The organism is Citrobacter amalonaticus Y19 (assembly GCF_000981805.1).
In the GTDB taxonomy this organism is placed as follows: domain Bacteria; phylum Pseudomonadota; class Gammaproteobacteria; order Enterobacterales; family Enterobacteriaceae; genus Citrobacter_A; species Citrobacter_A amalonaticus_C.
Map to the genome: position 1 here is coordinate 2703088 of NZ_CP011132.1, position 14013 is coordinate 2717100.

The window sequence follows — 14013 nt, forward strand, 5'->3', positions numbered from 1 at the left end:
TCACACGCACCCCAGCTAAAACCTCTCAGGGTTGCTGTAATGCAGTGGCCGGCATTGTGCCTTATCCGTTCACTGAATGAAACGCTGTGTTTTACCTCAATGGCGTAAGTATAGTCAATCTGTGTTTACAATTTAACCAAACCACAACCATTCAGTACGGATTTACCTTACATTTGACCTTGTTAATTCAGGTCAGTTGCATCTGCTTTCCAGAAACTTTCACCCCGCTCCGCCATCTGTAACAGCGTATCGCACGGCGTAAACCGTGGACCATACAGCGAAGCCAGACGTTGCAATACCGCAACCACTTCACCCGCCCCGAGAGAATCCATATAACGGAACGGGCCACCGAGAAACGGAGGAAAACCAATACCAAACACCGCGCCGATGTCACCATCGCGCGCGCTACGGATCACCTGCTCATCGAAACAGCGCGCCGCCTCATTGAGCATTAACATGACACAGCGCTCCGTAATCTGCTGGGTAGAGAGCCGACTTTGCCACTGTGCGCCAATAAGCGTATAAATTGCAGGGTCGACCTGTTTTTTGCTTTTACGCCCTTTCGCCCCATAAAGATAGAAACCCCGACCATTTTTTCTACCTTTGCGATCGTCATTCAATATTGATGAAACAACATTTGCAGGGGCGCTAAAACGCTCGCCATAAGCGGCTTCCAGTATCGGTATAATTTTAGTGCCTGTGTCGATTCCGACCTCATCCAAAAGTTGGATTGGCCCGACCGGAAAACCAAACTTTACCAGCGCGCTGTCGATCTGTTCGACCCGCTCGCCTTCGGTTAACAGGCGAATCGCTTCATTGATATACGGCGCAAGAATACGGTTTACGTAGAATCCAGCCTTATCACGCACCACAATCGGTGTTTTGCCCTGTTTTTTCGCCAACTTAACCGTGGTGGCGATGGTTTGCTCCGACGTCGTGGCATGCGGAATCACCTCCACCAGCGGCATTTTTTCAACCGGACTAAAGAAGTGCAAACCTATCACCTGCTCGGGTCTGGCCGCTTTTGCCGCAATATCGCCAATAGGTAAAGATGAGGTATTGGATGCAAAAATGGTGTGAGATGCGCAATTTTGCTCAACTTCCGCCACCATCTGTTGTTTTAACGACAGATCTTCAAACACCGCTTCAATGATCAGGTCGCGATGGGAAAAGCCGCGATAGTCCACCGAACCAGAAATTAGCGCCAACTGTTTGTCACGCTCACTGGCTTTGATATGCCGGCGACGCACCTTCGTTTCAAGCTGATCCCAGCTGTATTTCAGTGCGTGATTGATTCCTTTGGGATTAATATCTTTGATGCGTACTGGCAAGCCACCTTTACAGGCCGTGACGTAGGCAATCCCTCCGCCCATCAGCCCACCGCCTAATACGCCGACGCTGCGTAACGGCCCTGGCGGAACCTCGCTGCCCGGGTCCTTTTTCACGTCCGTACTGGCAAAAAAGATATTGCGTAACGCCTGGGATTGCGGCGTCATCGCCAGTTCGCCAAACGCGCGCGCTTCCGCGTCATAACCGCTGCTGCTGCCCTGTGCCAGTCCGGTTTCCATCACCTGCAAAATGCGTTCTGTCGCCGGGTAGTTACCCTGCGTTTTCTGTTCCGTTTTCTTGCTGACCATGCGAAACAACAGCGCTCGCCCGAGAGGGCCCGCCAGAATACGTTCACGAGCCGGAAGGGATCGATGACCGGGGCGCTCTTTTTTCGCCCATTCCACGGCGGCGTCCAGCAGAATCGTCTGCGGAACCACCTCGTCCACCAGTCCCGCTTTCAGCGCCTGCTTCGCGCGAAGTTGCTTACCGGTGAGGATCATATCCAGTGCCGTACTGACGCCCACCAGGCGCGGAAGCCGTTGGGTGCCGCCCGATCCCGGTAACAGCCCCAGTTGAACTTCCGGTAAACCGAGTACCGTTTTCGCATCATCCGTACAGACTCGCGCATGACAGGCCAGCGCCAGCTCAAGCCCGCCGCCCAGACAGGCACCGTGAATGGCGGCCACCACCGGGACGGGTAGCGCGTTGATCTCAGCCATCAGTTGCTGCCCCTGTCGCGCCAGCGTTTCCGCTTCTTGCGCGCTTTTGCAGCGACTAATCATGTTGATATCCGCCCCGGCAATGAAATTGTCCGCTTTCGCGGAAACGATCACGACGCCGCGAATCGCCTTGTTTTCACGGATCTGCTTAAGTATGACCCGAACCTCGGAGGCAAATTCCGCCTTGAGGGTGTTCATCTTTTCTCCTGGGACATCAACGGAGATGACGGCGACGTTATCCAGACGAACGTTAAGCGTAAAAGCCGATGTCGTTTCCATTATTCCGCCTCCAGAACCATTGCCGCACCCAGTCCACCCGCCGCGCAGGCGGTGACCAGGCCAAAGCCGCCACCGCGTCGGCGTAATTCGTGCAGGGTTTGCGTAATCATCCTCGCGCCCGTCGCGGCAAACGGATGTCCAAAGGCAATCGAGCCGCCGAGTACGTTAAATTTGCTGTCATCAACTTCACCGGTGGCATGGGACCGACCAAGCACCTCACGAGCAAAGCGCTCACTACCAAGTAGCTGGAGATTCGCCAGCGTCTGCGCGGCAAACGCTTCGTGCATATCGAAAAGCGTCAGATCGGCCATCGTGATCCCCGCGCGTTCCAGCGCCAGCGGCGTGGACCAGGCCGGTCCCAGCAACATATCCTGCCAGACATCGATCGCGGTAAACGCGTAGCTGCGCAGATAGCCGAGCGGAATCAGCCCCAACTCTTTGGCGCGGGATTCCGTCATCAGGATGACCGCCGCCGCACCATCCGTCAGCGGCGTACTGTTTGCCGCCGTTACGCTGCCATGTTTCCGGTCAAATGCCGGGCGCAGTCTGGCGTAGTCCGCCAGCGTCGAGTTGCCGCGAATGTTGTTATCTTCAGACAGGGGATCTTTAAAAGGCGGCGTGTAGGTGGTCATCACCTCATCGGCCAGCTTTCCTTCTGCCCACGCCTGGGCGGCGCGCTGGTGAGAACGATGCGCCAGCGCATCCTGTTGTTCACGAGTAATGCCGTAGGTTTTCGCCATCTGTTCGGCGGTATCGCCCATTCGCAGGCCGGTAGAGTATTCCGCCACGGCAGGCGGGACGGGCATCAGATCGCGCAGGCGCAGACGTGAAAAGAGTTTCAGACGCTGCCCCATCGTGCGGGCTTTATTGACATCAACCAGTACCCGCGCCAGTTTTTTGCTGACGCCAATGGGCAGCACCGACGAAGAGTCCGCACCACCGGCGATACCCGCGCGAATGGTACCGGCCATCAGGCTTTCCGCGACGTTGGCAACGGCCTGAAAACTGGTCGCACAGGCGCGACTGACGCTGTAGGCATCGGTATGCACATTCATCCCGGTCCCGAGCACGATTTCACGCGCAATGTTCGGCGCTTCCGGCATCTGGACGACCTGCCCAAAAACCAATTGCTCAATGACATCGGCAGGGATTTCACTGCGCGCAAGCAGTTCGCCAACCACCATTTTGCCGAGATCGACGGCGGGGATGCCATGATAGGCGGTCGCCTGACGGGCAAAAGGCGTACGTAATCCGCTCACAATGGCGATGCGATCGCCCTGGCGGGTGACCAGCGGTAAAGCCTGACTCATAACACTCCCCTGTAAAAATAAAATAAGTGGTCTGACCTGATCATAGTCTTAACCAATTTTTTACATTTAGCCAAGCGGAGCGCGAAGAAAGTGAGAGCTATGGCACAGTGAATAATCACTGCCAGAAATGAAAATGCCCCGGGAAAAACTCACCGGGGCATCAAAAACAACAAGGTGGGATTAACGCAGACCCAACTGGAAGATCAGGGTTTCAGCTTCGCAGGCGAAGACAAAATCGATATCCAGGCGCACGCCGTCAGACTCTTCGGTGAAAGTTGAGGTGATTTTGCACGGTTCAGATTCCACGCTACGCGCTTTTTCGGTCAGCGCCGCCAGCGTCTCTTCAGCGTCTGCGCGGTTAGCGAACACGCGGCTGTATGATGCGGTGCAATCGGAGTTGTCCATGATGGTGCCAACATCCATACAGCAGCAAACCGGGGTTTCATCAGCACTGCATTTACTCATTGTAGATTTCCTCTGTATTTTGCACTCAGGGTGCCAGATAAACGATGGGGATATTTTACGCTCCCCACATTCGCCTCTCCAGTTGTTAATTGTGCGAAATGCGATAAGTGACCGAAATCACACTTAAAAATGATCCAGAACAAATTTCACCCAAAAGAATGAGTGTGCAAACCGTCAATTTTGCCAGCTGGATCGCGTTTTTAAGATCACAATTGAAAAAAGTTATAAACATACTTGCAACATTTTATCTGGTCAGACCTATACTCACGCCACTGGTCTGATTTCTAAGTCGTACCACAGACCCTACACTTCGCGCTCCTGTTACACCATGTAACATAGTTTGTATAAAAATAAATCAATTGAGGTTATGGTCATGAGCCAGAAAACCCTGTTAACAAAGTCTGCTCTCGCAGTCGCAGTGGCAATTATCTCCACCCAGGCCTGGTCTGCAGGCTTTCAGTTAAACGAATTTTCTTCCTCTGGCCTCGGCCGGGCCTATTCGGGTGAAGGCGCTATCGCAGACGACGCAGGTAACGTCAGCCGTAACCCAGCGCTGATCACGATGTTCGATCGCCCGACGTTCTCCGCGGGTGCGGTCTATATCGATCCGGACGTCAACATCAGCGGACGCTCGCCGTCTGGCCGTAGCCTTGATGCCGATAACATCGCGCCAACGGCATGGGTGCCAAACGCGCACTTTGTTGCGCCAATTAACGATCAGTTCGGTTGGGGAGCATCCATTACCTCTAACTACGGTCTGGCGACAGAGTTCAACGATACCTACGCGGGCGGTTCTGTCGGCGGTACCACCGACCTTGAAACCATGAACCTCAACTTAAGCGGTGCCTATCGCTTAGACGACGCCTGGAGCTTTGGTCTCGGTCTGAACGCCGTTTATGCCCGTGCGAAAATCGAACGCTTTGCCGGTGACCTGGGTCAACTGGTCGCCGGTCAGGTGATGCAATCTCCAGCCGGACAAACGCCGCAGGGTCAGCAACTGGCTGCCACCGCCAACGGCATCCCAAGTGATACCAAAATTGCCCACCTGAACGGTAACCAATGGGGCTTCGGCTGGAACGCCGGGATCCTGTATGAACTGGATAAAAACAACCGCTACGCATTGACCTACCGTTCTGAAGTCAAAATTGACTTTAAAGGTAACTACAGCAGCGATCTGCCGACGGCGATTAACAACTACAACCTGGGTATTCCGACCGCTACCGGCGGCGCGACCCAGTCAGGTTATCTGACGCTGAACCTGCCAGAAATGTGGGAAGTATCCGGTTATAACCGCGTGGCGCCGCAGTGGGCTATTCATTACAGCCTGGCCTATACCAGCTGGAGTCAGTTCCAGGAGCTGAAAGCGAAATCCACCGGTGGCGAGACGCTGTTCCAGAAAGATGAAGGCTTTAAAGACGCCTACCGCATCGCACTGGGTACCACCTACTACTACGATGATAACTGGACGTTCCGTACCGGTATCGCCTTCGATGATAGCCCGGTTCCGGCACAAAACCGCTCTATCTCGATTCCGGATCAGGACCGCTTCTGGCTGAGCGCCGGTACCACCTACGCCTTCAATAAAGATGCGTCTGTGGACGTTGGCGTCTCTTACATGCACGGCCAGAGCGTTAAAATTAATGAAGGCCCGTACCAGTTTGAGTCTGAAGGTAAAGCCTGGCTGTTCGGTACCAACTTCAACTACGCATTCTGATTTATTGCAGATGTAAAAAAGGTGAGCTTTTTAGCTCACCTTTTTATTTGCCCAATCTGGCTTACTCGGAATCGATCTCTTTCAGTTCGTCCTGAATCGCCTGCGCGTTCGGGTTTTCCTGCGGCTTGAGCTTCCCGCCATCCGCGATAAAGTCATGACGCTGGAAGTAAGCTTCGCGAACCAAAATGTAAGGATCGGAGGACTGGCGCAGCAAACCATCGGAATCCAGCAACTGAGCGCGGGTTTCAATCCCTTCAATCGTCCACTTACCGATAGACATCGGCCAGGTCAGCCAGGAGAGAACCGGATAGAACGTATCCGCCATATCGCCGCCATCATCACGAATAGTCCAGCTACCATAGAACGGTAACTGCACATAAGGACCGTAACCGACGCCATAGTGGCCCAGGGTACTGCCGAAGCGATGTGGCTCAACGCGCTGTAGTTTCGGGTTCGCCATACCGGCGACGTCAATAAAGCCGCCCATCCCCAGAATCGTGTTGAGGAAGAAACGGGTGAAATGCACCATCCCCTGATACGGATCGCCCTGCAGGAAATAGTTCACCATTACCGCCGGTTCTTCCAGGTTTCCGGTAAAGTTGCTCAGACCATTACGGGCAGGCTGCGGGACATAATCACGCCAGGCGACAGCCACCGGTCGAACGATATACGGATCCAACACATTAAAGTTGAAGTTGTACATGGTGCGGTTGAACCCTTCAAACGGGTCTGAACGCCCCTGCTGTTCTGTGCCAGAACTTGCACACCCCACCAGCAGTGTGGTTCCCAGCGCAAGCGCCGACAGGCGAAGCTTCATAAATGTCTCCCTGTTAATTATGGCTATCGCTGATTGCCATCCATGACGGAACGCTATCGTATCCGCCTGTAAAGGTGTGAGCGATTGTAACAGTACGTCAAACGATGTCTATATCACCAAACTCGTTGATGTGATCATAGCCTGGTCGCACCAGAATCGTCGTGCTTCTATTCTAGCGAGATGAAGAAAAACAAACGTTACCATTTTTGCGTTTTCAGAGTATGCCCCGACGGGGTTCAGGCTAAAAACCGCTACGCTTTATTTTGTCTGTGCTCATACCGGGGACGAATGATGGCTGATCATGAAAACGACAAGATAGATAAACATAGCGACGAGCTAGCCGTTGAAAGTGAAGAGAAACAGAGCGGGAGGAAGATAGAAGTGGATGAGGACCGCCTCCCCTCGCGGGCGATGGCGATTCACGAGCATATCCGTCAGGACGGGGAGAAAGAGCTGGAGCGGGACGCGATGGCGCTGTTGTGGTCAGCCATTGCCGCCGGGCTTTCGATGGGAGCCTCACTGCTGGCAAAAGGCATCTTCCACGTCGAACTGGAGGGCGTACCGGGCCGTTTCTTGCTGGAGAATCTCGGTTATACCTTTGGCTTTATCATCGTCATTATGGCTCGTCAGCAGTTATTCACCGAAAACACCGTCACCGCTGTGCTGCCTGTGATGCAAAATCCGACGTTCGGCAACGCGGGCCTGCTGATGCGACTGTGGGGCATCGTACTGCTGGGGAATGTACTGGGCACCGCGATTGCGGCGTGGGCCTTTGAATACATGCCTGTCTTCACCGAAGAGACCCGCGATGCGTTTGTTAAGATAGGCATGGCGGTGATGAAAAACAGCCCCACGGAAATGTTTGCCAACGCCATTATCTCCGGCTGGCTGATTGCCACTATGGTCTGGATGTTCCCGGCGGCTGGCGCAGCGAAGATTGTGGTGATTATCCTGATGACGTGGTTGATTGCGCTGGGCGATACCACTCACATCGTGGTTGGGTCGGTTGAAATTCTCTATCTGGTATTTAACGGTACGCTGCACTGGAGCAACTTCTTCTGGCCGTTTGCCTTACCGACGCTTGCCGGAAACATTTGCGGCGGTACCTTTATCTTTGCCCTGATAAGCCACGCGCAGATCCGCAACGATATGAGCAACAAGCGTAAAGAAGAAGCCAGGATAGCGGCGCAAAAAAGCGACAACGCGCAGAAAAAGGAACAAAAACAGTCCTGAATGGCGACGGTTTGAACAGTCAGGCGGCCCCTCACTTACCGAGACAAACAAAAACCGGTATACTCGGTGCCGCTTCGTCCCCTTAGTTAAATGGATATAACGAGCCCCTCCTAAGGGCTAGTTGCAGGTTCGATTCCTGCAGGGGACACCATATACACATATCCTGAAGTCTACCGAAATCAATAAAACTCCCTTATAATCAGCATTAGACCCCCGATATTGACAGTTCCATGTCAACCGGCATCTACCCATTTCAGCGTAAATCAATACGTATGTGGGGGCCTTATAGGGGGCTTATCCTGTTCAATAAAAAATGAGGCCCCCAATGTCCCTTAATGCACGTCAGGTAGATACATCCAAACCCAGAGAAAAAATCTATAAGCTAGCGGATGGCGGTGGATTGTATCTCCAAGTCAATCCTAACGGTTCAAAGTACTGGCGTATGAAATATCGATTCTCCGGGAAAGAGAAAAAGTTGTCATTTGGGATCTATCCAGACATATCACTTGCAGAAGCTCGCACTAAACGAGATGAAGCTAGAAAGGTATTGGCAAGTGATAAGGATCCCGGTGAGGTCAAAAAAGCCGAGCTGTTAGCTAAAAAGCTCTCGATTACTAACACCTTTGAAGCAATAGCTCTCGAGTGGTACGACGCAAAAGTATCTGGCTGGTCAAAAAATTATGCAGACTACGTTAAGCGAGCTTTTAATAATAATGTCTTCCCCTATCTAGGCCCCCAGCCAGTGAATGAAATTAAGCCGCTGGAGCTTTTGTCTGTATTGCAACGAATGGAAAAGCGAGGAGCAGCAGAGCTTGCTAGCAAAGTGCGCCAGCGTTGTAGTGAGGTTTTTCGCTACGCGATTGTTACTGGTCGTGCCGAATACAACCCAGCGGCTGATCTTGGTAGCGCTTTGCAAAGCCATGAGAAACAGCACTATCCATTTCTTAACGCCGCAGAACTGCCTGATTTTTTGCACAAGCTATCAAATTACTCTGGAAGTCTTATTACACTTCTCGCTACCCGGCTGCTCATGCTGACAGGGTTAAGAACAGTAGAGTTACGTCTGGCTGAATGGAAAGAAATCGACTTCGATAATCGAATCTGGGAAATACCCAAAACCAGAATGAAAATGAAACGTCCTCATGTTGTCCCATTATCAACTCAATCCTTGAGAGCCCTTCGTCAATTGGGAGAACTAACAGGGAACTATCAGCTTATTTTTGCAGGACGAAACGATGTTAACAAAGCGATGAGTGAAGCCAGCATCAATATGGTTATAAAAAGGATTGGTTACGATAAGAGAGCAACCGGGCATGGTTTTCGCCACACCATGAGTACCATTTTGCATGAACAGGGCTTTAATACTGCGTGGATCGAAACTCAACTTGCCCACGTGGATAAGAACAGTATTCGCGGGACTTACAACCATGCGCAATACCTTGATGGCAGGCGTGAAATGATGCAGTGGTATGGAGATTTTATTGATAGCCTAAAAAGTGCAAATACAACAGCATAAAACTTGTATCTTTCCTGGTGCGGTGATTAACGGAACCACCTGTTGTTTTTTCTATCTCTGGGCACCGTTCAGTTGGTATCTGCCGAATACCTGTTGTCCATTGATTAACCGTTGGCGAAGAGACGCCTAAGTTCCGGGACATTGCCGCTTGTCCACCAACCATCCTGTATGCCTCCCGGATTGCATCAAGGCTACTTTTTTGTTTCACGAGTAAAGTTCCTATATTTCTACACAAGCATGAATTAGGCGAAACCTAATGAAAGATAAATAGGAATTGCCTAATTGAATTATTATGAGGATTATTAGGCAATGCTTAGCGGTAAAGATTTGGGCCGAGCCATCGAGCAGGCCATCGATAAGAAGATTGCAATGGGGTCTGCCAAAAGTAAGGCGGAAGTTGCACGTCATTTTAAAATCAAGCCCCCATCAATCCATGACTGGATCAATAAGGGATCGATATCAAAGGAAAAATTGCCAGAGCTATGGAATTACTTTTCTGATGTTGTAGGCTCTGAACATTGGGGATTGAAAGGATATCCTATCAGTTGCGATCACCATCAGATAACAGAGGTATCTGATGAAATTGGCTCCCTTGACAAACTTTACAGTAAAGCTTCTTCGGAAAAGCAGGCTATTGTTGATTTCATCTTACTTGAAGAAGGGAAAGAAGCCCCCGGCTGGGCTGATAGCGACGCACGTGCATATGTTGACTCACTAGAACTGAAGGTAAGGAGATGGTCAGAACAAAGTGATAACGGGAAAAAGCCGAAGAAAGCCAGAGCTTAGACTTGTATGGTCAGATGGGAAACTCTTGTAAGCCATCCCTATGCTGAAGACTAAGCCCCAATTAACTTGCATATCTATACGCGTGGGAATGCGGGTCTCCTTACCTCCGCAACGTTTGGATTTGCTTTGATTTAACAGCAGGTTTTCATTTTTGCATGGAGGATGCATGGAAAACTTTAAAACACGCCTTAAAAACCATATTGAGCATGTTAAAAAGGTTAGAGAGCATTGCACTACTGAAGAGACAACAAAGCAGGCTTTAATTTTACCTTTTTTAGATATATTGGGGTTTAATGCTTACGACCCACAAAAAGTAAAAGCTGAATATGGTGCAGACTTTCCTGGCGTAAAATCTGGAGAGCGTGTTGATTATGCCTTGTTTTGCCAAGGCGTTCCGGTCATGTTCATTGAAGCAAAAAGTTGTAAAGAAAAAATTGACAACCATTGCCCGCAATTATCCCGATATTTTAATTCCACCCCCGAAGTTACAATTTCGGCTATAACCAATGGTGTTGAATGGCGTTTTTTCACGGACCTTAATGAAAAAAACATAATGGATTCAACACCATTCTTGCGGATAATGATGGATGACATTAAAGATTCCGATGCAGAGCAGCTATTTAGATTTCGGCACGATAAGTTTAAGCCTGAAGCTCTAAGAACGCTTGCGGAAGAGAGTGTCTACATATCTGCTTTTGTGAAAGTCGTTAGCACCAGTCTCAGGGAAGTTGACCATGAGTTTGTAAGGTATGTTGCCGGACGTGCAAACATTGGACGTCAATTAAACCAGAGATTTATCGAAACTATTACACCATTAGTCAGGCAGGCCGTTGAACGGTCAGTAAGTGAAATGGTCGTGTCTGGGCTGTCATCAAGAACCCCTTACCCTAGCGTAGCTCCATCTAATAATGATGTTGAAAGCATCACCGTTGATGAACATGCGGACATCGTTGATTCAGAAAACCCCAATATAGTAACAACTTACAATGAACGGATTTTATTAGAGAAAATAACCTCAATCACTGGGCCTGAGTACGATCTGCAAGCTAAGGATACAGAGTCATACTATTCTATTCTTTTCCAAGGTAAAACTAACCGTTGGTTGATTCGTTATTACGATAAGAAGAATCGTTCTTCAATTCAATTACCTATTGATATAAGCGAAATAGCGGGTAATGAAATAAAGAGGGCGGGACTAGAATATGATAACAACAGGATTTTTATAGATAATCCAGAAGATGTGTTAAGAATTTCAGGCTTAATTCTTGATTCCTTGCTGTATGTACAAAACGACGAAAACTTTAGAAAACGACGCACCTAACCTGCATCATTCCCTCTCTTCATCCAAAATATATCCCGCTTAGGCGGGATTTTTTATTTCCCCTTACTGGCAGCCAAAAACAAAATAATAGGCTTTGCCTATTATCGAAAAGTTAGACATAACCTAACATCAATTTGTCACCAGCGAACAGACCGAAACAAATCACCATCCAGACGACCATTCGTTGAACGGCAGAAGTCATGCCGTAGCGCTCTTTAACAATCAGGACTAGGCTATCACATAACTACAATTCGGGGTGCCGTCGAATGCTTCGCAAACCCGTTAGAACCGGAATGCAAGGTCGGGATGTGAAAAATGATTTATTCCAGCCTCTTCACGTGAGGGGGTTGGGCTGAAGCAGGTGCATCTTTGTTATGGTGTACTACATACGCGGCAACCTTACGATGGAAAATATAAAGTAAAAATAATTAACTTCAGCTCTTGACGGTTAAGACGGTTACTCAGTCCATCATGGGCTGAGCTTTACCACTTGCGTTCTTTTTTGTAGATGGTGCCGGTCGTTTGTATACCAGAGTCATTTTATTAATTAATATCTGAAAAACGACCCAAGTGAATGATGCCATAAAGCGATATTGTTTTCTTAATATTCCCCAGATCACAACTCGGCGGAAGAAAACCACACTGTATGCCCCCCAAGGCATCCTCACCCTATCCCCCAGATAATTTGACAGACCAATAACTTGGGCCCCAACTCTCTCGGCTTTACTTGAATTTTGAAACCAATACTCAAATTTCAATACAAACTATAAGAGGCTTCATCTTTACTATAAAAAATGTGAGAACAGCGGCAATATAGACAATTAATATCAGTAAAGGTTTTTATAATGTGGTTATTGATTGATAGCAAACAAACTTTTGACAAAATAATTTAATTAACTATTGCATGAAAAAACAAAACCATGAATGATGCGAAAAATTGTTCATTCGATTACTAACGGAGTTAATGTTGTCTGCTTCAGAAGATAAAGTCATATACGCAGCCGAATATGTCAGGATGTCTACAGAACATCAAAAATATTCTCAGGACAATCAGTCAGCCTACATTCATGAATACGCTGCACGGCATAATATAGTCATTAAACACAGCTATAACGACGCAGGTAAGAGCGGATTAAATTTGTCTGGTAGAGTCGGGCTTCAGTCATTACTGGATGATGTTATCAACCACAGAATCAATATATCTGTTGTTCTTGTTTATGATGTCAGCAGGTTTGGACGATTTCAGGATACAGACGAAGCCGGCCACTACAGCCATTTGATTCAACAAAATGGTGTACGAATCATTTATTGTGCAGAGCCTTTTTCTGATGATAACCAGGAAATGAAAATGCTCGGACTTGCATTTTCAAGATACGGTGCGGCAAGCTACAGCCGTAACTTATCAGAGAAAGTTTTCTTAGGGCAGGCTAATTTAATCAGGAAAGGTTTTCATCAGGGAGGCATGCCAGGTTATGGGTTGCGGCGTATGCTTATTGATGAAAACCGGGTTGAGAAGGGCAAACTCGAGTTTGGTCAGCGTAAGAGTATCCAGACGGATCGTGTTATTCTTGTTCCCGGCCCTGAGAATGAAGTAAATATTGTAAACAAGATATTTGACATGTTTAACCTGGAGGCAAAACCAGAGCGAGTTATTGCATCTGAGCTCAATCGAAATAAAATCATTGCTGATAACGACACTGAATGGACAAGAGGGAAAATCCATCAGATACTCACAAACGAAAAATACATTGGAAATAACGTTTATAATAAAAAATCTTTTAAGCTCAAGAAGAAACACGTCATCAATCCTGAAGATAAATGGATCCGATATGACGGGGCGTATGAGCCTATAGTTAGCGTGGAGAAATTTAATCTTGCCAGAGAAATCATCAAAAACCGCTCGATCGTTTTATCTGAAGACGAATTACTTGAAAAACTTCACTCGCTACTAATAAAAAAAGGCAGACTTTCAGGATTACTGATAGATGAAGAAGAATTATTGCCCTCCAGCAGTGTATACCGTGCCCGCTTTGGCAGTCTGCTGAGAGTCTATCAGTTGGTAGGATACAACCCAAAAGAGGATTACTCATGGCTGGAAACAAAAAAATATTTACAGGGCATCAATAGAAAAATATCTGATAGTTTAATCGAAAATATATATCTCTCTGATGGCTGGGTAAGTGATACCTGCGATAACGGCTTGTTGAATATCAATGACGAATTTACGTTATTTATTCAGGCGATCCGGTGCCAGAAGAAGCAAACTGGGGGTCTAAGATGGAAGATAAACTTTCACCATACACTCACCCCTGATATCAGCATTGCTGCTCGCATGGATAGTTTGAACACTTCGATTATAGATTATTATATATTTCCATCAATAGACTTATTGCTAAATGATAAAGAGTTAAAAGAGCAAAACCATTTCAGTTTTGACATGTACCGTTTTGATGATTTGCACCCACTCTACCGTCTGGTTAAACGAACAAAGCTAAAGGAAATCATTGATGAACCTAAAAGATGA

Annotated in this window: 11 protein-coding genes and 1 tRNA gene; 7 read left to right on the top strand and 5 right to left on the bottom strand. The window is 48.3% G+C overall.

All coding sequences use genetic code 11. The features are described 5' to 3' along the window. Nucleotides 1-182: 182 nt before the first annotated feature. The 3 genes from fadJ to F384_RS12495 form a co-directional block, all read right to left on the bottom strand. Entirely contained in the window at nt 183-2327 is a 2145-nt protein-coding gene (gene fadJ / locus F384_RS12485) for a fatty acid oxidation complex subunit alpha FadJ (protein ID WP_046483135.1), read from the bottom strand. Beyond that, a complete protein-coding gene (gene fadI, locus F384_RS12490) occupies nt 2327-3637 on the bottom strand; it encodes an acetyl-CoA C-acyltransferase FadI (protein WP_046483137.1) in 1311 nt (436 codons plus the stop codon). The genes fadJ and fadI overlap by 1 nt, the downstream gene beginning before the upstream one ends. Before the next feature lie 180 nt (nt 3638-3817). After that, nucleotides 3818-4102 carry a YfcZ/YiiS family protein gene (locus F384_RS12495; RefSeq protein ID WP_046483140.1) on the bottom strand — a complete coding sequence of 95 codons (285 nt, stop codon included), beginning with the start codon at nt 4100-4102 and terminating at the stop codon, nt 3818-3820. A gap of 373 nt (nt 4103-4475) precedes the next feature. Between F384_RS12495 and fadL the strand changes: the two genes are divergently transcribed. Further along, nucleotides 4476-5816, top strand: a complete 1341-nt coding sequence (fadL, locus tag F384_RS12500) for a long-chain fatty acid transporter FadL (RefSeq protein WP_046483143.1) — start codon at nt 4476-4478, stop codon at nt 5814-5816. A gap of 61 nt (nt 5817-5877) precedes the next feature. Here fadL and mlaA read toward each other — a convergent pair whose 3' ends face one another. Further along, nucleotides 5878-6633 carry a phospholipid-binding lipoprotein MlaA gene (gene mlaA, locus F384_RS12505; protein WP_046483145.1) on the bottom strand — a complete coding sequence of 252 codons (756 nt, stop codon included), beginning with the start codon at nt 6631-6633 and terminating at the stop codon, nt 5878-5880. Nucleotides 6634-6924: 291 nt separating this feature from the next. Between mlaA and F384_RS12510 the strand changes: the two genes are divergently transcribed. The 3 genes from F384_RS12510 to F384_RS12520 all read left to right on the top strand — a co-directional run bounded on the left by F384_RS12510 (nt 6925) and on the right by F384_RS12520 (nt 9382). Further along, complete coding sequence (locus F384_RS12510) at nt 6925-7866, top strand: formate/nitrite transporter family protein (RefSeq protein WP_046483149.1); 942 nt, start codon at nt 6925-6927, stop codon at nt 7864-7866. Nucleotides 7867-7942: 76 nt separating this feature from the next. After that, a tRNA-Arg gene (locus F384_RS12515) sits at nt 7943-8017 on the top strand. Between the two features lie 174 nt (nt 8018-8191). Further along, entirely contained in the window at nt 8192-9382 is a 1191-nt protein-coding gene (locus F384_RS12520) for a tyrosine-type recombinase/integrase (RefSeq protein ID WP_046483152.1), read from the top strand. Here F384_RS12520 and F384_RS28865 read toward each other — a convergent pair. Continuing rightward, entirely contained in the window at nt 9345-9590 is a 246-nt protein-coding gene (locus tag F384_RS28865) for a YdaS family helix-turn-helix protein (RefSeq protein WP_080949935.1), read from the bottom strand. The two genes, F384_RS12520 and F384_RS28865, sit on opposite strands and share 38 nt — an antisense overlap. A gap of 101 nt (nt 9591-9691) precedes the next feature. Here F384_RS28865 and F384_RS12525 point away from each other — a divergent pair, with 101 nt between their 5' ends. The 3 genes from F384_RS12525 (at nt 9692) to F384_RS12535 (ending at nt 14013) form a co-directional block, all read left to right on the top strand. After that, entirely contained in the window at nt 9692-10168 is a 477-nt protein-coding gene (locus tag F384_RS12525) for a hypothetical protein (protein ID WP_046483155.1), read from the top strand. Nucleotides 10169-10334: 166 nt separating this feature from the next. Further along, complete coding sequence (locus tag F384_RS12530) at nt 10335-11489, top strand: type I restriction endonuclease (protein WP_046483158.1); 1155 nt, start codon at nt 10335-10337, stop codon at nt 11487-11489. Nucleotides 11490-12453: 964 nt separating this feature from the next. Then, the gene (locus F384_RS12535) at nt 12454-14013 is read left to right on the top strand and encodes a recombinase family protein (RefSeq protein ID WP_226991649.1); all 1560 of its coding nucleotides are present in this window, start codon (nt 12454-12456) and stop codon (nt 14011-14013) included.